The organism is Bacillus sp. ISL-39 (assembly GCF_018613295.1).
GTDB lineage: Bacteria > Bacillota > Bacilli > Bacillales > Cytobacillaceae > Mesobacillus.
The window spans coordinates 52592-71214 of record NZ_JAGGQM010000022.1; the positions used below are offsets into that span (position 1 = coordinate 52592).

The 18623-nt window shown below is 40.6% G+C and carries 25 protein-coding genes; 21 read left to right on the forward strand and 4 right to left on the reverse strand.

Translation table 11 applies throughout. The features are described from left to right. Positions 1 to 49: 49 nt before the first annotated feature. Positions 50 to 289 carry a DNA alkylation repair protein gene (locus tag J7E37_RS16050; protein ID WP_215025111.1) on the reverse strand — a complete coding sequence of 80 codons (240 nt, stop codon included), beginning with the start codon at positions 287 to 289 and terminating at the stop codon, positions 50 to 52. A gap of 110 nt (positions 290 to 399) precedes the next feature. Here J7E37_RS16050 and J7E37_RS16055 point away from each other — a divergent pair, with 110 nt between their 5' ends. From J7E37_RS16055 to J7E37_RS16105, 11 genes are all read left to right on the forward strand, one after another. Further along, entirely contained in the window at positions 400 to 684 is a 285-nt protein-coding gene (locus J7E37_RS16055; protein WP_214781233.1) for a hypothetical protein, read from the forward strand. Positions 685 to 959: 275 nt separating this feature from the next. After that, a complete protein-coding gene (locus tag J7E37_RS16060; protein ID WP_214736344.1) occupies positions 960 to 1286 on the forward strand; it encodes a rhodanese-like domain-containing protein in 327 nt (108 codons plus the stop codon). Positions 1287 to 1297: 11 nt separating this feature from the next. Beyond that, on the forward strand, positions 1298 to 1561 hold the full coding sequence (locus J7E37_RS16065) for a metal-sensitive transcriptional regulator (protein ID WP_214781237.1): 264 nt from the start codon (positions 1298 to 1300) through the stop codon (positions 1559 to 1561). Between the two features lie 127 nt (positions 1562 to 1688). Beyond that, positions 1689 to 2054, forward strand: coding sequence for a rhodanese-like domain-containing protein (locus tag J7E37_RS16070; RefSeq protein WP_214781239.1), 366 nt, complete (start codon positions 1689 to 1691; stop codon positions 2052 to 2054). Positions 2055 to 2073: 19 nt separating this feature from the next. Beyond that, positions 2074 to 2367, forward strand: a complete 294-nt coding sequence (locus J7E37_RS16075) for a rhodanese-like domain-containing protein (RefSeq protein ID WP_214781241.1) — start codon at positions 2074 to 2076, stop codon at positions 2365 to 2367. A 201-nt stretch (positions 2368 to 2568) separates the two neighbouring features. Beyond that, complete coding sequence (locus tag J7E37_RS16080; protein WP_215025114.1) at positions 2569 to 2853, forward strand: hypothetical protein; 285 nt, start codon at positions 2569 to 2571, stop codon at positions 2851 to 2853. Between the two features lie 134 nt (positions 2854 to 2987). Next, on the forward strand, positions 2988 to 3953 hold the full coding sequence (locus tag J7E37_RS16085; RefSeq protein WP_215025117.1) for a YncE family protein: 966 nt from the start codon (positions 2988 to 2990) through the stop codon (positions 3951 to 3953). A gap of 4 nt (positions 3954 to 3957) precedes the next feature. Next, complete coding sequence (locus J7E37_RS16090; RefSeq protein WP_215025120.1) at positions 3958 to 4638, forward strand: response regulator transcription factor; 681 nt, start codon at positions 3958 to 3960, stop codon at positions 4636 to 4638. Next, the gene (locus J7E37_RS16095) at positions 4635 to 6038 is read left to right on the forward strand and encodes a sensor histidine kinase (RefSeq protein ID WP_214781249.1); all 1404 of its coding nucleotides are present in this window, start codon (positions 4635 to 4637) and stop codon (positions 6036 to 6038) included. The genes J7E37_RS16090 and J7E37_RS16095 overlap by 4 nt, the downstream gene beginning before the upstream one ends. Before the next feature lie 112 nt (positions 6039 to 6150). After that, positions 6151 to 6624 (forward strand): FixH family protein, encoded by a 474-nt coding sequence (locus J7E37_RS16100; protein ID WP_215025123.1) that lies wholly within the window; start codon positions 6151 to 6153, stop codon positions 6622 to 6624. Positions 6625 to 7040: 416 nt separating this feature from the next. After that, entirely contained in the window at positions 7041 to 7763 is a 723-nt protein-coding gene (locus J7E37_RS16105) for a CAP domain-containing protein (protein WP_215025126.1), read from the forward strand. Positions 7764 to 7931: 168 nt separating this feature from the next. Here the strand turns inward: J7E37_RS16105 and J7E37_RS16110 are convergent, their stop codons facing one another. Then, on the reverse strand, positions 7932 to 8405 hold the full coding sequence (locus J7E37_RS16110) for an Hsp20/alpha crystallin family protein (RefSeq protein ID WP_215025129.1): 474 nt from the start codon (positions 8403 to 8405) through the stop codon (positions 7932 to 7934). Positions 8406 to 8575: 170 nt separating this feature from the next. Here J7E37_RS16110 and J7E37_RS16115 point away from each other — a divergent pair, with 170 nt between their 5' ends. Both J7E37_RS16115 and J7E37_RS16120 read left to right on the forward strand, forming a co-directional pair. Further along, complete coding sequence (locus J7E37_RS16115) at positions 8576 to 9355, forward strand: SDR family oxidoreductase (RefSeq protein ID WP_215025132.1); 780 nt, start codon at positions 8576 to 8578, stop codon at positions 9353 to 9355. A gap of 192 nt (positions 9356 to 9547) precedes the next feature. Continuing rightward, entirely contained in the window at positions 9548 to 9712 is a 165-nt protein-coding gene (locus J7E37_RS16120; RefSeq protein WP_215025320.1) for a hypothetical protein, read from the forward strand. A 45-nt stretch (positions 9713 to 9757) separates the two neighbouring features. Here J7E37_RS16120 and J7E37_RS16125 read toward each other — a convergent pair whose 3' ends face one another. Both J7E37_RS16125 and J7E37_RS16130 read right to left on the reverse strand, forming a co-directional pair. Beyond that, on the reverse strand, positions 9758 to 10318 hold the full coding sequence (locus tag J7E37_RS16125) for a GNAT family N-acetyltransferase (RefSeq protein WP_214781259.1): 561 nt from the start codon (positions 10316 to 10318) through the stop codon (positions 9758 to 9760). Between the two features lie 274 nt (positions 10319 to 10592). Beyond that, positions 10593 to 11717, reverse strand: a complete 1125-nt coding sequence (locus J7E37_RS16130) for an amidohydrolase (RefSeq protein ID WP_215025135.1) — start codon at positions 11715 to 11717, stop codon at positions 10593 to 10595. A 162-nt stretch (positions 11718 to 11879) separates the two neighbouring features. Between J7E37_RS16130 and J7E37_RS16135 the strand changes: the two genes are divergently transcribed. The 8 genes from J7E37_RS16135 (at position 11880) to dapF (ending at position 18598) form a co-directional block, all read left to right on the forward strand. Beyond that, the gene (locus J7E37_RS16135) at positions 11880 to 12200 is read left to right on the forward strand and encodes a DUF4870 domain-containing protein (RefSeq protein ID WP_214781263.1); all 321 of its coding nucleotides are present in this window, start codon (positions 11880 to 11882) and stop codon (positions 12198 to 12200) included. A 174-nt stretch (positions 12201 to 12374) separates the two neighbouring features. Continuing rightward, on the forward strand, positions 12375 to 12575 hold the full coding sequence (locus tag J7E37_RS16140; RefSeq protein WP_214781266.1) for a PLD nuclease N-terminal domain-containing protein: 201 nt from the start codon (positions 12375 to 12377) through the stop codon (positions 12573 to 12575). Then, on the forward strand, positions 12575 to 13483 hold the full coding sequence (locus tag J7E37_RS16145) for an ABC transporter ATP-binding protein (RefSeq protein WP_215025138.1): 909 nt from the start codon (positions 12575 to 12577) through the stop codon (positions 13481 to 13483). Before J7E37_RS16140 ends, J7E37_RS16145 begins: the two co-directional genes overlap by 1 nt. Next, a complete protein-coding gene (locus J7E37_RS16150; protein ID WP_215025141.1) occupies positions 13480 to 14259 on the forward strand; it encodes an ABC transporter permease in 780 nt (259 codons plus the stop codon). The genes J7E37_RS16145 and J7E37_RS16150 overlap by 4 nt, the downstream gene beginning before the upstream one ends. Positions 14260 to 14522: 263 nt before the next feature. Continuing rightward, complete coding sequence (locus J7E37_RS16155; protein WP_214781272.1) at positions 14523 to 15914, forward strand: S8 family peptidase; 1392 nt, start codon at positions 14523 to 14525, stop codon at positions 15912 to 15914. A 270-nt stretch (positions 15915 to 16184) separates the two neighbouring features. Continuing rightward, entirely contained in the window at positions 16185 to 16973 is a 789-nt protein-coding gene (locus J7E37_RS16160; protein WP_215025144.1) for a hypothetical protein, read from the forward strand. Positions 16974 to 17061: 88 nt separating this feature from the next. Then, entirely contained in the window at positions 17062 to 17391 is a 330-nt protein-coding gene (locus J7E37_RS16165; RefSeq protein WP_214736363.1) for a four-helix bundle copper-binding protein, read from the forward strand. 226 nt (positions 17392 to 17617) lie between these two features. Continuing rightward, positions 17618 to 18598 carry a diaminopimelate epimerase gene (dapF, locus tag J7E37_RS16170; protein ID WP_215025147.1) on the forward strand — a complete coding sequence of 327 codons (981 nt, stop codon included), beginning with the start codon at positions 17618 to 17620 and terminating at the stop codon, positions 18596 to 18598. The last annotated feature ends 25 nt before the right edge of the window (positions 18599 to 18623 follow it).

Consider the following 18623-nt stretch of genomic DNA (forward strand, 5'->3'; position numbering starts at 1 on the left):
CTTTTTATATTCTGCAATATGATAAGTGGTCCTAACGGCTTGGCTATTGTTAACTTTCCCCAAACTTGGCAAATGTCTTTTCATCCTCAACAAGTCCACAGGCAGCACACTGGATTTTCAGTTCTGGACCTTTGTATTGAAGATGAAAAGGCTCAAGCTGGTCATTTGAATATTGCTCCACAATTTCACCGGATTGAGGGTTCAGTTTTACAGGCTGGGGAACTTGGGAAATCATATTGAATCTAGTCCTGTTTGTCTTGCAGTTAGGGCATCGATACGGTTTGCTCATAGTTATTCTCCTTTAAAGTAATTTAACTTATTTTTTGCATTGTCAGCCTGAATTATGTAAATATACTAGTGAGGGTTTGATTATGTTAGGTTTATTCAGGAGGCTACAGGATGGCAGCAAAGGATTATGAAAAGTTACTTGAAGAATACAGGACCATATGGAACAACCGGAAACTTCATTCTGAACAGTTACCAGAAGACATACTTAAAGAAGCTATCTATAGAGAATTGAAGGATGAAAACTCCCATCCAAGAGCAAGAAGGACATTAATGGAAAAATACTACCTTTCCACAAAAAGGATCCTGGAAGCCTCTTTGGAAAGTGACAGTAAAATGATGTTAATACAGTTGCATATGGAATTGGCTGAGGCAATTAAGGGAGAAGTTGGAAAATAAATCCATGGGACACCGCTTCAACCAGGGAAGGTACCTAAAACGCATCTGCAAAAAACAATTAACATGGACCGCATCACAAGTATAATTGGCAGTGTGTACCATGCCAAGATGCTATAGAATGTTTAAAGAGGGAAGGAATTCTTCCTTCTTTTTTTGCTTGGTAAAAAAAATGCCAAAAAATATAATCTATAACTATTGCTTTTATACCCCTCATGGTATAATATCTATATTATAAGTTCAGTAATGAACAAGTTATAACGAGAGGTGAAGAGTAGTTGCTCACAACTTTAATCATCAGTCTCCTTTTAGTTACCTTGGTTTTCAACCGTTATGTTCCAGTCAGGAATCTCCCGGCGGTAAAGGACTATGAAAAGGATGCGGTTTTTGTCGATCTTAGAGATTATCAGGATTCTGCGAAAAATCCAGTAAATGGCGCTATTAATATTCCTTGTGGATATTTGAAAAGGTATATAAAAGAAATTCCAGACAGGCATATCGTCATCATTGCCTCAAATGAATTGGAAAAGAATTTTGGAGCAAGATTGCTAAAGAAATATGGTTACAATGTTAAAGGATATACAATTACTGGACCATCACAATAGGAGGTGGCAAGGTGGAGTACAATAAAGAGATAGTCAATCGTTTGAAAAGAATCGAAGGACAGGTAAGGGGAAGCATCCGGCTGATTGAAGAGCAGGAAGAATGCAAGTCGGTTGTAACACAATTATCGGCAATCCGCTCTGCGGTTGACCGAACCGTTGCTTTGATTGTCAGCAAAAATCTTGAACAATGCCTGATCAGCGATTTACAAGAAGGAAGAGAAACATCCCAGGCTGTAAATGATGCTGTAGAATTGCTTGTTAAGAGCAGAAAATAATGAATTTCAGTTCTTGACCAGGTGATTTTCGTCACTTAAAATACCCATATGGGTATATGGGGTGTGCAAGCTTCCATCCCTGCTAAATCATGACTTTCTAAAATTCGAGAAAAAGAGGTGCATATGGATGGATGTAGTAATTAATGTATTAATCGTTGTCCTTGCAGCAGCTTTCTTATGGAGCCGCTTCGCTCCAACTAAGGGAGTAAATCAAATCACAACAGCACAATTAGGTGAAATGATGAAAGCAAAGAAGGCTGGGGTGCAATACGTCGATGTTAGGACTCCAGGAGAATATAAAGGAAACCATATCAAAGGGTTTAAGAACATCCCGTTGCAGCAGCTTGGTAACCGCACTGGAGAACTTTCCCAGGATAAAGATGTAGTCGTTATTTGCCAGAGCGGTATGCGCAGCAGCCAGGCAAGCAAGTTGTTGCAGAAGGCTGGATTTAAAAGTGTGACAAATGTAAAGGGCGGCATGAGTGCCTGGTAATTATAAGGAGGAAATTGAAATGCGTCAGATGACACCAACAGAAGTGCAAAATGGACTGGGCTCCAATGAATTTGAAGTTGTTGATGTTCGTGAAGTAAATGAAGTAGCACAAGGGAAAATTCCGGGAGCAATTCATATTCCATTAGGTCTGCTAGAATTCAGGATGAATGAGTTAGACAAGAGCAAGACTTATGTTTTGGTCTGCCGTTCAGGCGGCCGCAGCTCCAGGGCAACACAATTCCTGGACTACTATGGCTATAATGTGATCAACATGCAGGGCGGCATGATGGCTTGGCAGGGTCCAACAGAATAAACCAAAAGGGAGATGGCGGAAGCCGTCTCTCTTTTTTTGAAGTAAGGCTGGTTGAAAGTAAGTATATTATTGTCAAGCAATGTTGAAAATCGAGAAGGATTTTTCCAGGAAATGTCGAAATATGCTTGCTTGTGCGTTGCTTTATTCGTACACTAAGAATGAAGAGAAAATTTCGACAATTAGTAACAAGGAGGAATTCTGATGTCTGGTTTAAGCCGCGTGGAGTTGGAACTTGTTAGTGAAACTGTTCATGTCGAAGGTATCCATGACTTGCTTGTTAAGGGATGCTGGGTTGAGGAAGACGACCATCGTTGCATAATATCCCTGGGTCAAATTGAGTTCACTGGTGGTTTTCATGATTCTTTTTTTAAAATCAGCGTGAAACCTAATGAGCTTTTTATTGAATCAGATAGCCCATGGGAGCTGGAAGTGCTTGCAGAAGAATTGAAAGAAATAGCCGTAAAAAAGGCATTAATGACAAAATGACAATATACATACTTATGACTTGTCTCCTCGGGCGGCAAGTTTTTTCTTTTTACTTGGGTAGTTCGATTTCATAGAATTATCACAAATTAGAGCTATAATATTGTGAGATACTTGTGAGAGAAAAGGAGTAAATAATGAAGCAGATTTTAGTAATAGCCGCAACGACTTTCACTGTTTTTTTATCTGCCTGCTCTTTGAAATCTTTTGAGCCCATACCAGGAGATTCTTCTTTTATTTCTACGATAAACATCAAGGAAATGACAATTTCATTCTATGACATGGAAAAAGATGAAAAGTTACCTGACTGGAATGTTGACCGCCCGTACATTGGAGGTCTGATCCTGCCTGACAAGGATACAATATTGCTTTATGGAAAGGCTGTGGATACGGCAGACTTATATTCATTAAGCAAAGGGAAGAAGATTGATTCCTGGAAAACAGGAGAGGGAATAGTGAACGCATTATTAGTCGGAGATGGGACCGAAATAGCCTTTGCTGACCAGGAAAGAGACAGTGTGCGTTTTTTTGATATAGATGGAACAGAAGTGGATGAAGTCAAAGTAGAAAAAGAGCCGTTGACACTTCTTGAGGCTGAAAAAAAACTTTATGCAATCAGTTATAAACAAGAAATGCTTAGCATAGTGGATTTGGAAAATAAAGAGCGGCTTCCAGGGTTTGAGATTCACCCAGCTGCAGCCGGTGCGTTAATATGCAGGGAAAAAGGTGAGCTATGGATCGGGGGACATGGAAAAGGAACTGAAGTTGAGGAGCGGATACACATTTACGACCTTAATAATGGCCGTTTGAAAAAAGAGATTTCTGCTCCTGTCATGCCTGTGGATTTCACCAAGGATGAAGATGATATATTTGTCCTGAGCCATGGCTCTAATATGCTTTATAAATTAGCAGAGGACGGATCAAAGAAGGGTTCGATAAAGGTAGGTGCGAATCCGTTCGAAATTGACTTTTTTGCGAATAAGCTTATTGTTGCTGGTTATGACAGCAACGAGGTATATATAATCGACCCGGACAGCCTGTCAATTGAAAAAACGCTTGAAGTTGGCAACGGGCCATTCCAAATAGTGACTAGGGAGAGATAATAGGATGAATCCCATAAATATTTTAATCATAGATGATGAAGAGGATATGCGCAATCTTGTCCAAATGTATCTCGAAAACTCTGGATTTAGGTGTGTCCATGCTGCAAATGGAGCAGAAGGTTTGAGAAAACTGCATGAAGAAGATTTTGACCTCGTAATTCTTGATATTATGATGCCTTTTGAAGATGGCTTTGCCGTTTGTGAAAAGATACGTACCTTTTCACAAGTACCGATTATCTTTTTATCAGCTAAAGGCGAAGAATGGGATAAAGTTAGAGGGCTCCAGCTGGGAGGAGATGATTATATAGTCAAGCCTTTCAGCCCGGGAGAACTTGTAGCCAGAATCAATGCATTGTTAAGAAGAACATCTTTTGTCAAGAATGATGAAGACACAGTGACACTAGGCAAGATTAACATCGATAAAAAGGGAAGAAGGGTCAGTGTCGAAGGTGAAATTGTCACGCTTACCCTCAAAGAGTTTGAGTTGCTCGTTTTTCTGGTTCAGCACCAGGGCCAGGCCCTAAGCAGGGAGCAGCTTCTTGAATTTGTGTGGGGTATGGATTACCATGGCAGCTTGAGGACAGTCGATACCCACATCAAGACGTTGAGGATGAAATTGGGGACAGAAGACTATATTCAAACTATTTGGGGTGTAGGATATAAATTCGAGGTGCCGGCAACATGATCTCATTTTCAGACAGCCTGTTTAAAAAACTCTGGCTGACGGTCACAGCTACAATCCTGGTGACCGTATTGTATTCCTTTTTTTTATCCTATCTATTTTATGAAAAGCTCTATGTCGACATAGTTGAAGAGTCACTTATAGAAGAAGGGAACCGCCTTGCCAGTGACTATAAAGGCGGTCCATTAACCGATGAAATGAGGCAGCGAGTTGATTGGTATAATGAAAAATCAGAATCTGAGGTTTTTCTTGTCAGTAACCCAAAAGAGTTGAGCGCCTGCCTCCCTTATTCAATTGATTATGAAACATTGATTGGAAAGGAAGACCGTGAACTGCTTTTAAAAGGTGAACCAGTCATGAAATCAGGATTTGAAGAAAGGTTTGGCAGGAAAATCCTTGCTGTGGCAATACCACTCCTTGATAATAACCGACTCGAAGGAATTATATATTTATATGTTCCCCTTGCTAAAATATCTGAGTTAACTGTTGATTTCTCCTTTTTATGGCTTATAGGCGGAGTATTATTCATTATCATTGCCGCATTCCTAGGGTTTAAAATGCTTCACAGGCTTACCAGGCCTCTTGCTGCCATGAAGGATGCAGCCGAAAGAGTATCTGGAGGAGATTACTCTGCGCGTGTTAACATCAAGTCAGATGATGAAATTGGTCAGCTTGCTAAAGCCTTCAATCATATGTCTGAGTCTGTTCAGAGAGAGGATGAGAAAAAGAGGGAATTCCTCGCGGATGTATCTCATGAACTCAGGACTCCAATCAGCTATATAAAGGGATATAGCGAAGCACTCGAAACAGGAATGATAAAAGAAAATAATGAAAAAAATAAATATTTAAAGCTTATTAACAGAGAATCTGGCAGGATGGTAAAGCTCGTAGAAGATCTTCTCGATTTATCGAGACTGGATGCGGATGAATATCGTTTAATAAAAAATCCTTTTCCATTGGCACAGCTCATTGAGGATTTTATTATCAAATATGGTCCAGCGTTGAAAGAAAAGAATATCAGCTTAACACTTGAACTTGATCCAGATATTATCATTAACGGAGATGAAGGAAGACTTGAACAGATCTTCCAGAATATCATTGATAATTCGATTCGCTATACAGAGAGTGGCGGCAGGATTTCTGTCATACTTTCCAAGCATTCCTATGGATGTAAAGTTGAAATTAAAGACACTGGAATTGGAATCCCGGAAGAGGATGTCAACAAGCTAACTGAGCGCTTTTATAGAGTGAATAAGGCTAGATCGAGGGCCGATGGTGGTACTGGACTTGGTCTGGCTATTGTTGATAAATTAGTCAAGCTGCATGATGGTAAAATGGAGATAGCAAGTGAGCTAGGAGAAGGAACGACTATCGAACTCTATTTTCCGGCCTTGGAATTATAATGTTTGGTGCTTGATTTCTTTTTTCTAAATGATTGTTCATGCAGTTAGCTCGACCTTTCGACTTATAAATCTTATAGGTTATACAACATTATTATTTTAAGGGGGTTATTGAATGAAACGATTTTTGCTTTTATTAATGACAGTATTAATGGGATTTTTAGCGACAGCTTGTGCACAACAGGAAGTAGAGGATGAACCGCAATTTCTGGATGTTCAGCTTAAAGCAAATCCGGAAAAGGCTCAATTAAATGAAGAAGTCACTTTCGAAGCTAAGGTTACTTATGGTACAGAAGAAGTAGAGGATGCCGACGAGGTGAAATTTGAAATCTGGCGTTCACAGGCAGAGGAACATGAAAAGTTAGTTGTGGAACACGATGAAAGCGGGATTTATAGCTTGAAGAAATCCTTTAGTGAAGAAGGAACCTATTATATTATTGCTCACGTTACAGCACGGAGGATGCATAACATGCCAAAGATTGAATTTGTGGTCGGCAGTCCAAGTGAGCCAGAGGAAAATGAGAAATCCACTGAAAAGGAAGATATGGATGAAAATGATACAGAAGCTCATGAAGAGAGTGGACATTAAGGGAAAGCGGCGATTGCCGCTTTTTTTCATGCAAATTACTTTCATAGGCTAATTGAAGTATGGATTGAGCATTGCCCTAAACCGTGTAACATATTTTAATGATTGTCATATAAGTGAAAAAAATGTCATGAACCATGTCTATCACAAAAACTGTCAATAATTTTATTTTTCCTATTTGTGGTCCAGGTGGTATTTATGAAAGTAATCAGGAAAATACTGCAATTAAAATAAACCATGTAAAACTTCATTGAAAGCCTTTGTATTCCTGAATTTTTGGGCTCAAGGAAAATATTCAGCGAAAATATTATTATATGAATAATAGTTTTCCCGTTTTATTCCAGGTTTATTACAAAAAACCCATGATATGATTAGTTTGCAAGAGAGAGATAAACTAAAATTTCGGGAGGAATTCGGGAATGAAGAAGAAAATGATTCTTACAGCCTTTGCAGCCGCAGCATTATTCGCAGCAAATCCAGCTATGGATAAAGCAAATGCATCTACTATACAGTCAAAAGTTTACTATTATCAGAGTGGTAACTTAAGTAATGAACAAATCAATTCTATTTTACAAAAGTATTTTAAGAACTATCAATTTTCTTGGAAACAGGCTCAGCAAGCCAAACCTAACGTCCAGGAGCCTGTAAAAACTACTGCGCCAACAAACGTACAAGAGCCTGTAAAAGCACCAGCACCAGCACCAGTACAGGAGCCAGCTAAAGCCCCTGCTCAAGAACCTGCTTCAGCACCGGTCTCTTCAGCTGTTAGCGCTTACGAGCAAAAAGTGGTAGAGTTGACAAATCAGGAGAGAGCCAAGAATGGTTTAAAGCCACTTGCGCTTGATACTGAGCTAAGCAAAGTAGCGAGGGAAAAATCCCGCGATATGCAAAACAAAGGCTACTTCAGCCACACTAGCCCAACTTATGGTTCACCTTTCGATATGATGAAGAAGTTTGGAATATCATACCGTTCAGCTGGTGAAAACATTGCTATGGGTCAGCGTACTCCAGAAGAAGTTGTAAATGCATGGATGAACAGTTCCGGCCATCGTGCGAATATCTTAAACTCAAGCTATACACACATTGGTGTAGGCCATGTGGCAACAGGCAACTACTGGACACAAATGTTCATTGGAAAATAATAAATTGAAAAGAGCAGCCATCAGGCTGTTCTTTTTTTGTTTTTCGTAAACAATATTGGGGTGTATGCCGATTCCTGTCTGGTCGCTTCTTGATTTCTTCCAGATGTAATGCGAACACGAATGTTCAAAAGCCAACATTCCATGAAAAAATCCAAGTTTTTAGGATGATCAGGTTGAAATGTCGATTTCAGCATATTGCATATCAACAATTTTTTGCAGTCTTAGTTCCAGAACACCATCCCGGTAGTTTGCTGCTGCTCCCTTACGCTTTACGGTTGCTGGCAATACTAGTGTGTGTTTATCTGATAGATCAGGAATGTGTTCAATGATTACCTGGTTCGAGGTATAGAACAGTTTCATTTGTTTTAACAGGTCTTCATCTTTTAGCGGTATCCTTACAAAAACAAAATCATGAGTTTCAAACATTTCCGCTTTTAGTCCAGTGTTCGGTTTGGCTGGTTCAGATGGATGTTGCTGCTGCATCCCTTTGAGCCATTCTTCAGGCTTTAACATCCCTTGCATATTTGGCTGGAGCATTTTGCCCATCATTTGCTGGACATAATTTTCGATTTCATCTGGTTTCATTTCCAAAAACTTTTTCTGTGTATTTCGATCAAACGGCAATAGATTCCAAGGAAACAATTATATCCCGCCTTTCAAGCAGACCATCTTCGATATGAATATTATATGCAGGCACCGGTCCAGCGGTTAAAGTCCACTTGGTGTGTGGGTATAAAGGTTAAAAGTTGCAAAACAGCTAGCTTCTTTTTAGTATAAGGATAAGCAATCTAACGAAGATGAGGGGTACAGTTGTGGAAAATAAAACTGCTTTGATTACCGGAGGTGCCACCGGTTTAGGAAGGCGAACAGCACTGCAGCTTGCTGCCGAAGGAACAAATATAATCATTAATTATCGTAACAGTAAAACAGAGGCTGAACAGCTTGCTGAAGAATTATCGAATCGGTTCAACACAAAGAATCTTTGTGTTCAGGGAGATATCACCATCTATGATGACTGTAAGAAAATTGTATCGCAGGCCTTGAAGGAATTCACTGCGGTTGATATAGTCGTTCATAATGCAGGACCATACATTTCTGAAAGGAAAAAAATGGCTGATTATCATGTTGATGAATGGAGTTACTTAATTAATGGCAACTTAAATGCAGTTTTCTATTTATCTAATTTGCTAATACCATCGATGAGGGAACGGAAGTGGGGAAGAATCATTACAGTTGGTTTCGACAGAGTCGAGTCGGCTCCCGGGTGGATTTACAGGTCTGCTTTCGCGGCAGCAAAGTCAGGATTAGCTTCTTTGACAAAGACACTCGCACTGGAAGAAGCGGAAAGCGGGATTACTGCCAATATGGTCTGTCCCGGTGACATTACAGGGGAGTGGAAAGAGAGAGCAATCAGCGAATCCTTAGACTCCATCGACACTTCAGTACCGGTAGGCAGACCGGGTACCGGGGAGGATATATCGAGAGTTATAAGCTTCCTTGCGAATGATGATTCAAGTTTCATAACCGGCAGTATCATCCCTATTACAGGAGGAAAAGATGTGCTGGGAAAAGCTTTTCGTGAAAATCCATAGAATGGACCGCAAAAACGCCAGCTGGCGTTTTTTTTTTAAAAAACGGGCTATCAAAATGCTGGAAGTTAATGAATAAAACCTGATTGAATAACATGAAACAGGATGGGAAAACTACTAGCAATTAGCAATCAAATTGAATGGAATTATCTAATTATTATTAGTATTTAGTTTAATCAAGCGGGGGTGGTTAAAATGGGAATAGGGTTTAACATGAATAGGATAAACCCAAACCAGACGCAGGTTTTCTTTGAGGATGGACGGTATGAAACAATGACAGATGCCGAACTAGAAAAATTCCTGTCTGAAGCTTCCTTATCGGAACGGGAAGAAGAAACAGGGCAGGATCTGCTCCATTAGAAAACGCCCTGTTCATTTTTCAGGGCGTTTTTATATGGTATTAAATTATGCCTCCAGCAATTGGGCAGCTCCCTCTTCCTGGATGCCAGACCGTTTCAGGTATAGAGTATATTGATCTTTTGGAATTTCATATAAATCGTAAATCTCTCCATTAGCATTTAACTGGTCATAAATGTGCTTGCGCGTTTCGTTCGCTTTTACTACAAAAGGCAGTTTTTCTGCCGCTTTAATGGAACGGATATTCACTTTCCTGATGCGCATAAAGATCGTTTCGATCCCTAGTTCATAAAATAATTCCTGGAAGAAAGCATCCTTGGCCAATGTATTGTACCCTTTTCCATGGAATGGTTTCCCGAGCCATGTACCTAAGAATCCGGCTCCTTCCTGGATATCAAAAAGATTTATCGTGCCGATTGGAGCTCCCCACTCATCAAGGATGGTACGGGAAATCAGTTCCCCTTGCTCTTCGGCTTCAATTGTTTGCTTTGTGACAAATACGAATTCTTCATATGAATGTGCCTTCTGGCGCACAAAAGGGAAGACCTCCGGATGCGCCATCAGCTCAAATAATTCATGGCAATCATGCAGATCGCGTTTCTTGAGCATTTTGTATCCCTCCATGCAGGGCAGTCCTATCTCGTGCGAATGTAACTGCACGGCCACCCTCGAAATTTTTTGTAAGTTGCTAAAAAATTTCGGGGTGGGAATCGAACCCACTAGAACCAGGATACTGGTGGCGCACCATTTGCCTTCCCTAATCACTTTGCTTTATGAAATTTTATTTCCAAAGAGTATAATACAGGATATATTCAAAAAAGAAAATAGGTTTTTCACCCTTTTTTTCTGTGTTTTTTTGGCAAGAATCTACACCGGATTTCGACTAATTTTGATAAACGATCTTACCATTGACCATTGTCCACATTGGCTTTGCGCTGAAGTGGAATGGATGTTGGTTCCAAAGGACCAGATCAGCATCTTTCCCAGGCTCGATACTGCCGACACGATCATCAACCCGCAGATTCCTTGCTGGCAAAATTGTAATTCCTTCGAGTGCTTTTTGTTCGGATAATCCTTCCCTTACTGCGATGGACGCACAAAGATTTAAGTACTGGATGGGGGTGTATGGGTGATCAGTCGTGACAGATACTTCAACACCATGGTCAGTCAGCTCCTGATAGGTTTTCCAGCTCTTATTCTTAAGTTCCACCTTAGAGCGGCGGGTAAGTGTTGGACCTACCGAAACTTTCAAATTAAGGCCTGCCAGCTCTTCTGCAATCAAGTGGCCTTCCGTACAATGCTCAATTCGCAAATCCAGGTTGAATTCATCCGCAAACCTGATCGCAGACATGATATCATCTGCTCGATGTGCATGGATCCGGACAGGGATTTCCCTGTTCAATGCTTTAATGATCGGCTTAATCCTTAAGGAGTCAGGATTTTCAGCATTCATCGCCTCGTAAAAAGCTTCCCTCAGCATCCCCATGATTCCCATTCGGGTGATGGAATCTTTATTCCCCATACTATGGATTCGTTTTGGGTTCTCACCCAGAGCAATTTTAAGACCTGCTGTTTCCTGAATGATCATATTCTTAATGTTTTTTCCAGCCGTTTTAATGACAGATGTCGTTCCCCCAATTACATTCGCACTCCCTGGCATAACATGTGCAGTGGTTATACCATATTTTAGGGCATCGCCAAATGCGGGATCGAGCGGGTAAACACCGTCAATCGCCCGAACATGGGGACTCATCGGTTCAATCGTTTCGTTGGCATCATTTCCGGCCCAGCCTGTACCTTCATCATAAAGGCCGAGATGGGTATGGACATCGATGAAGCCTGGCAGCAAAAAGTTATTATCGCACTCAATAAGCTCGTCACCAGGCTCAATCGCAATATCAGTTTCGATTTTGCTTATTATTCCATCCTCTATGAGAACATCGCAATTTGAGCTTGGCTCAGAGGTAATTGGCATTACATTCGCATTCCTAAGTAGTATCCTGTTCATTTTCCATCCTATCCTGTATTTATTTTTTTGCACACTGGCATGGATCAAGGGTGTAAAAAGTACACATTATTTTTCATTATAAAGAAAAAATACGCTAATTATGAAACTTTTTTACACCTTCTCCGTAAATTTAACTATAAGAGTATTGGAGGGAGAAAGACAATGCCGAAAAATGATGAAAGACTTATTGCAGCAGGCATTTATGTTATAAGCTTTTTTACTGCATTTCTTGGGCCGCTGATTATCTGGCTGATTAAAAAGGATGATTCCAGCTATATTGATTACCATGGAAGGGAATATATGAACTTCTTTATTTCTTATACTATTTATGGCATCGTCAGCGGAATTCTTGTCATCCTGTTGATTGGGATTTTCATGTTATGGATCATCGGGATTTTAGCGATGGTATTTACCATAGTAGGTGCAATAAAAGCGTATGAAGGACAGGAATATCGAATCCCATTCATTTTCAGGATTCTTTAATATGGCTTTTAAAAATGTCCGGCAGTTAGTTGCCGGATTTTTTTTGTTGATAGATTTTTTACATATTAGGTCTCGCTTTCCGAAAGCTTAATATAAAATTTTTTTTGAAAATGTTTGAACGATTTTTCCCTTCAGCCGTCTTATGGGTGTAAAACAAATGAGGGGGTTGTCAGAATGGAATTATTCTTTGATTTAAATTGGGCTTTACTTGCACCTATATTGATCATTCAGGTGATTTTATTAATTGTTGCACTGGTTGATCTTATAAAGATAGAAAAAACAAATGGTCCTAAATGGGTGTGGGCTATTGTTATATTAGTGGTTAACATCATCGGGCCTATCCTGTATTTCGTGATTGGAAGGAGAAATCAATAATGCCCTTAGTCCGAGTTGAAAATTTGGAGAAGAGTTTTAAAGACTTGCAGGTGATCAAGGGATTGGATTTCGAGCTCGAAAATGGGAAATGTGTAGCGTTAATCGGAGCAAATGGTGCAGGGAAAACGACCACTCTTAAAATGCTCTCCGGGCTTCTTGAGCCCAGCAATGGGGTGATTTCATTTGTGGGACAAAAGCAGGGCGGTGACCATCGACGATTGATCGGTTATCTTCCGCAACATCCTGTATTCCATGACTGGATGACGGCGAAAGAGTTTCTTGAGTATATTGGGAAGCTATCAGGATTGAATTCAAAGGAATCGAAGGAACGGTCCGCTGAACTTCTCGAGCTTGTGGGCATTGCAGATGCAAAAAACAGGAGGATCGGCAAGTTTTCTGGCGGGATGAAGCAGCGGCTGGGGATTGCCCAGGCGATCATACACAGGCCGAAACTGATCATGCTGGATGAGCCAGTTTCCGCCCTGGATCCATTTGGAAGAAGAGAGGTCCTAGAACTGCTGGAGAAGCTAAAGAAGGAGGCGACTGTATTATTTTCCACCCATATTCTTAATGATGCGGAAGAAGTGTGTGAAAGCATTCTGTTCCTCCACAATGGTCAAATTATTGAATCTGGAACAATGGATGAATTCAGGGAGAAATATCACCAGTCAAAAATCGATCTTGTTTTCAGCCAGAATGCCTCGAGCTTTTTAAAACATCTTTCAGAACATCCACAAATCGATTCCATCCAAATTGAAGTCAATAAAGCGAGTATTTACACGGAAGACCTTGAAGCAGTCAAAGAGGTTATACTGAGCCAGGCAGCCAGAGAGAACTGGCCGCTTACTAAATATGAAATTGGTTCAATCAGTCTGGAAGATGTGTTCATGAAGGTGGTGGGAAAATGAAGCAGTGGTCCACTTTACTAAACAAAGAATTCCTTGAGATGGCAAGGAACTACAAATGGATCTGGATGCCAATCACTTTTATTTTGCTTGGGGTGATGGACCCGCTAACCACCTATTACTTGCCAGAGATTCTTAATTCCGTCGGCGGTCTTCCGGAAGGGGCAGTATTCGAAATGCCCGAACCTTCCGCTCAGGAGGTGTTTATCATGAGCTTGGGAGAATTCCAGATGATTGGAATACTGGTAATCGTCCTTTCCATGATGGGAACAATTGCAGGTGAGAGAAAGAGCGGTGTCGCACAGCTGATCCTCGTAAAGCCAGTTTCCTATTTCTCTTATATTACTTCAAAATGGGCAGCGGCACTTATATTAATACTCCTATCATTGTTCCTGGGTATGCTGGCAAGCTGGTATTATACTGGCGTTCTGTTTGAGTTTATTCCATTTGGCTCTTTCATGGAATCGTTCGGACTATATGCATTATGGCTAGTACTTGTATTGTCCTTCATAATCCTTTGCAGTGCTTTGTTCATGCAGCCAGTCGCAGCCGGTATGGCAGCCCTTGTTACAGTCTTTATTTTTACGATAATAGGAGGCTCCTTCCAGCATCTGCTAGAATGGAGCCCGACACAGCTCCTTACCTATGTTTCTGAGAGATTGATTACCGAAAAGTGGCCAGAGCATGTCTGGCCAGCGACAGGGGTCACTTTATCAATGACAATTTTATTTGTTGTATTGGCAATATATATTTTTAAAAGAAAAGAACTTGCAGATTGAGATCTGGTCAATGACCAGATCTTATTTTTTTGCTAGTACGGAAGAACTGTTTTTACTAAATTTATGTCGAAATATTTAGATAATTAAATTGTTAAATTGATTCTTTAAACATATTTAAATGGATATTAGTTTCAAAAACAGACTTATGAATAATAAAATATACCTAGTTTTCTGGATAAATACTGATTTTAGATGTCGAATTCATTATATTGCTAAAGTTTGATTTTTAAATATAATGAAAATTAAGAAAAAGGAGGGGTAATATGTCGACAAGAAAAAAACTTTATGCAGGAACACTCGCTGTCCTTTTGGGAGCCGCTACCATTTTTAATGCAGGCGTAACAAAAGGAGAAGCAGAAACAAATACAGAAAATACATACCTGGTCATTTTTAAGGACCAGCAGGGGCTTCCAGCTGGGTATGCGGATGCGATCAAAAAAGCCGGCGGCCAAGTGGAAGATAAATTGGACAAGCTTGGCGCTGTAGAGGTTACCTCTAAAAATGCCAACTTCCTGAATGAAGTGAAGAAATCATCTCTTGTTTTAGAGGCTGGTGTAGAGAATACTGTTTATCCTGAACAAACGATTGAAGGAGAGACAGTAGCAGTTGAAGACCTTACTGAAGGTGCAGATTTCTATAATCAGTTTATGTGGGATATTAAGCAAGTAACAAATAATGGTGAATCATGGAACCTTCCAGGGGGAACTGGATTATCTGTTGATGGTGAAGATATCGTTGTAGGCGTAATCGACACAGGCATTGACTATAATCACCCTGATTTAAAAGATAATTACGCAGGCGGTAAATCATTTGTACCTGGATATTCTGACCCAATCGACCAGAACAGCCACGGAACCCATGTTGCTGGATCAATTGCGGCAAAAGGTGAAGCGCTTGGTGTAGGACCTGATCTTAAAGTAGCCTCATACAGAGTATTTGGTCCAACTGGCGGAGCAGCTACTTCCCATATTGCCGAAGCTCTAATGACAGCAGCAGACGATAACGTCGACGTTGTCAACATGTCTCTTGGCGGGTATGATTGGTTCCAGGATCCAGCGTATGCAACGAACGACATCGTCGCTGATGTTCAATTGTTCAATCGTGCAATCCAGTACGCAATCAAGAAGGGTGTAACAGTTGTCGGCTCTGCAGGAAACAACGGTGTCGATCTTAGCAGCCCGGGAAAATTGTCAGGTGATGACACTGGTGCTACTCACAGAAGCCCCAGCAGCCAGACGATGATCAGAGTTTCCGCTGGCGGTGCTTTAAAGAATCTTGCATTCTACTCCAACTATGGCGTTGGTAAAATCGATGTAATGGCTCCTGGCGGCGACCTTGGACCGAATTATGATCCTGTTACTCGTACTGGAAGAGATAATAGTTACCTTGCTTACAGCACTGTACCTGTACTTGATCCAGATACGAAGGAAGTCATTGGTCATGGATACGGCGCAAAAGGCGGAACTTCAATGGCAGCACCAAAAACTGCAGCTCTTGCAGGTGTGGTAATCGCCAAACACGGTAAGGACAAATTGACTCCAGCTCAAGTCAAGGCAATCATCCAAAACTCAGCTGAAGATCTTTTCAAACCGGGTTATGATGAGCAAACTGGCTATGGTCTAATCAATGCAGTAAATGCGCTGAAAATGAAATAATCTAATGCAAAACCGGATGGGATGGACTCCTGTCCGGTTTTTTTGGTTAAGGAAATTATAAAGTTATTGAGTTGTAGATAATTCTATGAACTTTTCTTCTGAGTCGTCTCTAAAAATGCCACGATACCTATTAGAATGGCGAAGAAAGGACATGTTCGAACACTATGATTAATCGAAAACAGCCTTAGCCGAAAAAAGGCAGAATGATTATGCACTTCGATTAATAGACTTAGAGTGACGAAATAGATTTTCTTCGAGGAGATAATAGATATGAGTATACGGCAATATTATCAGCAGACAGCCTATATCAGCTTAAACGGTTCCATTATATCAGCAGGTCTTCTTACATTGATTTTGACGGCAAGCCTGCTGTTTTCATGGAATATACCTCTGTTCCTGGTAGCAGTACCGTTCTTGCTTTTAGTCTTCCTACACTACAATCACTTTATATTATATAAACAAAAATCAGAAGAGAGCGAGGAAGCATTCCACCGGTATGATGATAAACAACTATTTGAGCAAAACCACCTTCTCATCGCCTTTTCTCCTGCGCCTGCAATAAGGCTGCTCTTTTTTACTCCCGACGGAATGCTGGCCGGAGAATTAAGAGAACTCACTATTAGAAGGTTCCGTTGGTTTATCCCTTATTTTGCAGATAAAAGAATAATGAAAGAAATTGGAATCTATGACTCCAAAGGAAATCTGCAAGGAAAGCTGAAACAAGAGCGATATAGATATAAAATGCTAAATGCACAAAATGATGTAATTGGTATGTTTTTTCCAAAGAAGAACACCAAAGTGACTATTGGTTCGGCTGTCTTGGGTGGAGGACAGTTGAAAATCGAAAAACCCCCTGGTCTGACTCATGATTATAAATTTGTCCGGGAAGACGGCAACACAACAGCCAGGCTGCAAAAAGGGTGGATGCCATTGGAATGGACCAGGTTCTTTAAAGAAGCCAATATCCCTGTGTTAACTTTGGACTATACGATGGGTGAGGAAGAGCGGATGGCTGTATTTGCTGCTCTCGCAAATCTTTATATGTATTACAACCATTAGTTTGAAAATTATTCCATTTTTGAAAGTTTCGTTTATTTTGGGCTCCAAGAGGTTAACAAATAGATAGAAACTAGAAGGAGGCTGGGACATGGTAAACCAACAATATCAGGATTGTATCCAGGCATGCATAGAATGTATTGAAGCCTGTAATGTATGTTTTGATTCCTGTTTAAAGGAAGAGAATGTAAAAATGATGGCAGAATGTATCAGAATGGACAGGGAATGTGCAGAAATTTGCGGTATGGCAGTCACTGCAATGCAGACAAACAGCCACTTTGTGAACCAGATTTGCGGTTTGTGTGCAGAAATTTGCGAAGCTTGCGGCAATGAATGCAAAAAGCATGACCATGATCATTGCCAAAAATGTGCCGAAGCCTGCTTTAAATGTGCGGAAGAATGCAGACGAATGGCATCATAAAACAAGAAGAACCAGCAACCCAAGCTGGTTCTTTTTATGTATGAAAAAGGGAATAGGCTAAACTGAAAATGAGGGAATCTGCATTGCCCGAAATCCGCTCGGGAAGTCTAAAACAGTAAGCAGAAGCTCAGCCAAAAGAAAAATAATCTCTGACGACTTTCAATATTGAACAATTCGAGCTTTTATGGCATCTTGTAATATAACGAAGGTTTTTGGGGGCGTAAGTATGTTAATTGATTTGATTAAATGTCATGGATCAAATAATGATTTTTTATTGATAGATGAAACCGACCGTAATTATAAATTTGATGATTTTAAAAGGCGTGATCTAGCGCTGGCGCTTTGTGACAGGGAATCGTCACTGGGTGCGGATGGAATTCTGTTTATCCGTCCAAGCATGGTTGCAGACGCCCAGTATCGGATTTTTAATTCTGACGGTACAGAGGCATCCATGTGCGGCAATGGCCTTCGCTGTGCAGGACGTTATGTCTGTGAGAAGCTTGGCGTGGATGAAGCCGTGATTGAAACGATGAAAGCCAACCTCAAGGTGAAGAAGCATGAGGAAATTTTCAGTGATATCCCAACTTACCAGGTGGAAATATCACCGGTAACTTTTGACCTGAAGGATTTGCCGTTAGTGCTCAATCAGGAAAAACTGATTCAGGAGAAGATTCCGCAGTTATCTGAGGAATTGACGTTTACAGCTCTTGCAGTGCCAAATCCTCACCTGACGGCTGTAGTCAGCAAAGAGCAATTGGAATCCGATTTGCAGACGAGATTGAGTGAAAAGGTAAACAATCCTAATGATTTATTTCCTGATGGTGTTAATGTCAGCTTCATAAGGCTCCTTGAAAAGGGGAGTATCTTTGTCAGGACATATGAAAGAGGCGTTGGCTATACGAATGCTTGTGGAACAGCGATGTCGGCCTCCACACTTGTCACATGCCTGATGGGTGAGAATGACCTTGGCCAGCCAATCAATGTCTATAATAATGGCGGAATGGTTCAATGCGCTGTCCATAAAGAAAATGATACTTATACCATCGAATTGATCGGCAATGCGACTTTTGTATATTCTGCTCACATTGAAGTTGATTTTTCAAATAAGGGATTACTTGAGGAAATACTGGAACAGGAAGATTTCAACGAAGATATCCTGTACGGCAGACTGCAGGAGCATGCTAAAAAGTATCTAAGCCAATTTTAAACGAAAAAAATCCTGAGGAGCTTCC

Coding starts and splice junctions, on each gene's coding strand:
- J7E37_RS16150 (WP_215025141.1), top strand. CDS start 13,480: ATGAAGCAGTGGTCCACTTTACTAAACAAAGAATTCCTTGAGATGGCA.
- J7E37_RS16140 (WP_214781266.1), top strand. CDS start 12,375: ATGGAATTATTCTTTGATTTAAATTGGGCTTTACTTGCACCTATATTG.
- J7E37_RS16055 (WP_214781233.1), top strand. CDS start 400: ATGGCAGCAAAGGATTATGAAAAGTTACTTGAAGAATACAGGACCATA.
- J7E37_RS16135 (WP_214781263.1), top strand. CDS start 11,880: ATGCCGAAAAATGATGAAAGACTTATTGCAGCAGGCATTTATGTTATA.
- J7E37_RS16155 (WP_214781272.1), top strand. CDS start 14,523: ATGTCGACAAGAAAAAAACTTTATGCAGGAACACTCGCTGTCCTTTTG.
- J7E37_RS16080 (WP_215025114.1), top strand. CDS start 2,569: ATGTCTGGTTTAAGCCGCGTGGAGTTGGAACTTGTTAGTGAAACTGTT.
- J7E37_RS16090 (WP_215025120.1), top strand. CDS start 3,958: ATGAATCCCATAAATATTTTAATCATAGATGATGAAGAGGATATGCGC.
- J7E37_RS16145 (WP_215025138.1), top strand. CDS start 12,575: ATGCCCTTAGTCCGAGTTGAAAATTTGGAGAAGAGTTTTAAAGACTTG.
- J7E37_RS16050 (WP_215025111.1), bottom strand. CDS start 289: ATGAGCAAACCGTATCGATGCCCTAACTGCAAGACAAACAGGACTAGA.
- dapF (WP_215025147.1), top strand. CDS start 17,618: ATGTTAATTGATTTGATTAAATGTCATGGATCAAATAATGATTTTTTA.
- J7E37_RS16130 (WP_215025135.1), bottom strand. CDS start 11,717: ATGAACAGGATACTACTTAGGAATGCGAATGTAATGCCAATTACCTCT.
- J7E37_RS16075 (WP_214781241.1), top strand. CDS start 2,074: ATGCGTCAGATGACACCAACAGAAGTGCAAAATGGACTGGGCTCCAAT.
- J7E37_RS16085 (WP_215025117.1), top strand. CDS start 2,988: ATGAAGCAGATTTTAGTAATAGCCGCAACGACTTTCACTGTTTTTTTA.
- J7E37_RS16125 (WP_214781259.1), bottom strand. CDS start 10,318: ATGCTCAAGAAACGCGATCTGCATGATTGCCATGAATTATTTGAGCTG.
- J7E37_RS16165 (WP_214736363.1), top strand. CDS start 17,062: ATGGTAAACCAACAATATCAGGATTGTATCCAGGCATGCATAGAATGT.
- J7E37_RS16105 (WP_215025126.1), top strand. CDS start 7,041: ATGAAGAAGAAAATGATTCTTACAGCCTTTGCAGCCGCAGCATTATTC.
- J7E37_RS16100 (WP_215025123.1), top strand. CDS start 6,151: ATGAAACGATTTTTGCTTTTATTAATGACAGTATTAATGGGATTTTTA.
- J7E37_RS16070 (WP_214781239.1), top strand. CDS start 1,689: ATGGATGTAGTAATTAATGTATTAATCGTTGTCCTTGCAGCAGCTTTC.
- J7E37_RS16160 (WP_215025144.1), top strand. CDS start 16,185: ATGAGTATACGGCAATATTATCAGCAGACAGCCTATATCAGCTTAAAC.
- J7E37_RS16120 (WP_215025320.1), top strand. CDS start 9,548: ATGGGAATAGGGTTTAACATGAATAGGATAAACCCAAACCAGACGCAG.
- J7E37_RS16095 (WP_214781249.1), top strand. CDS start 4,635: ATGATCTCATTTTCAGACAGCCTGTTTAAAAAACTCTGGCTGACGGTC.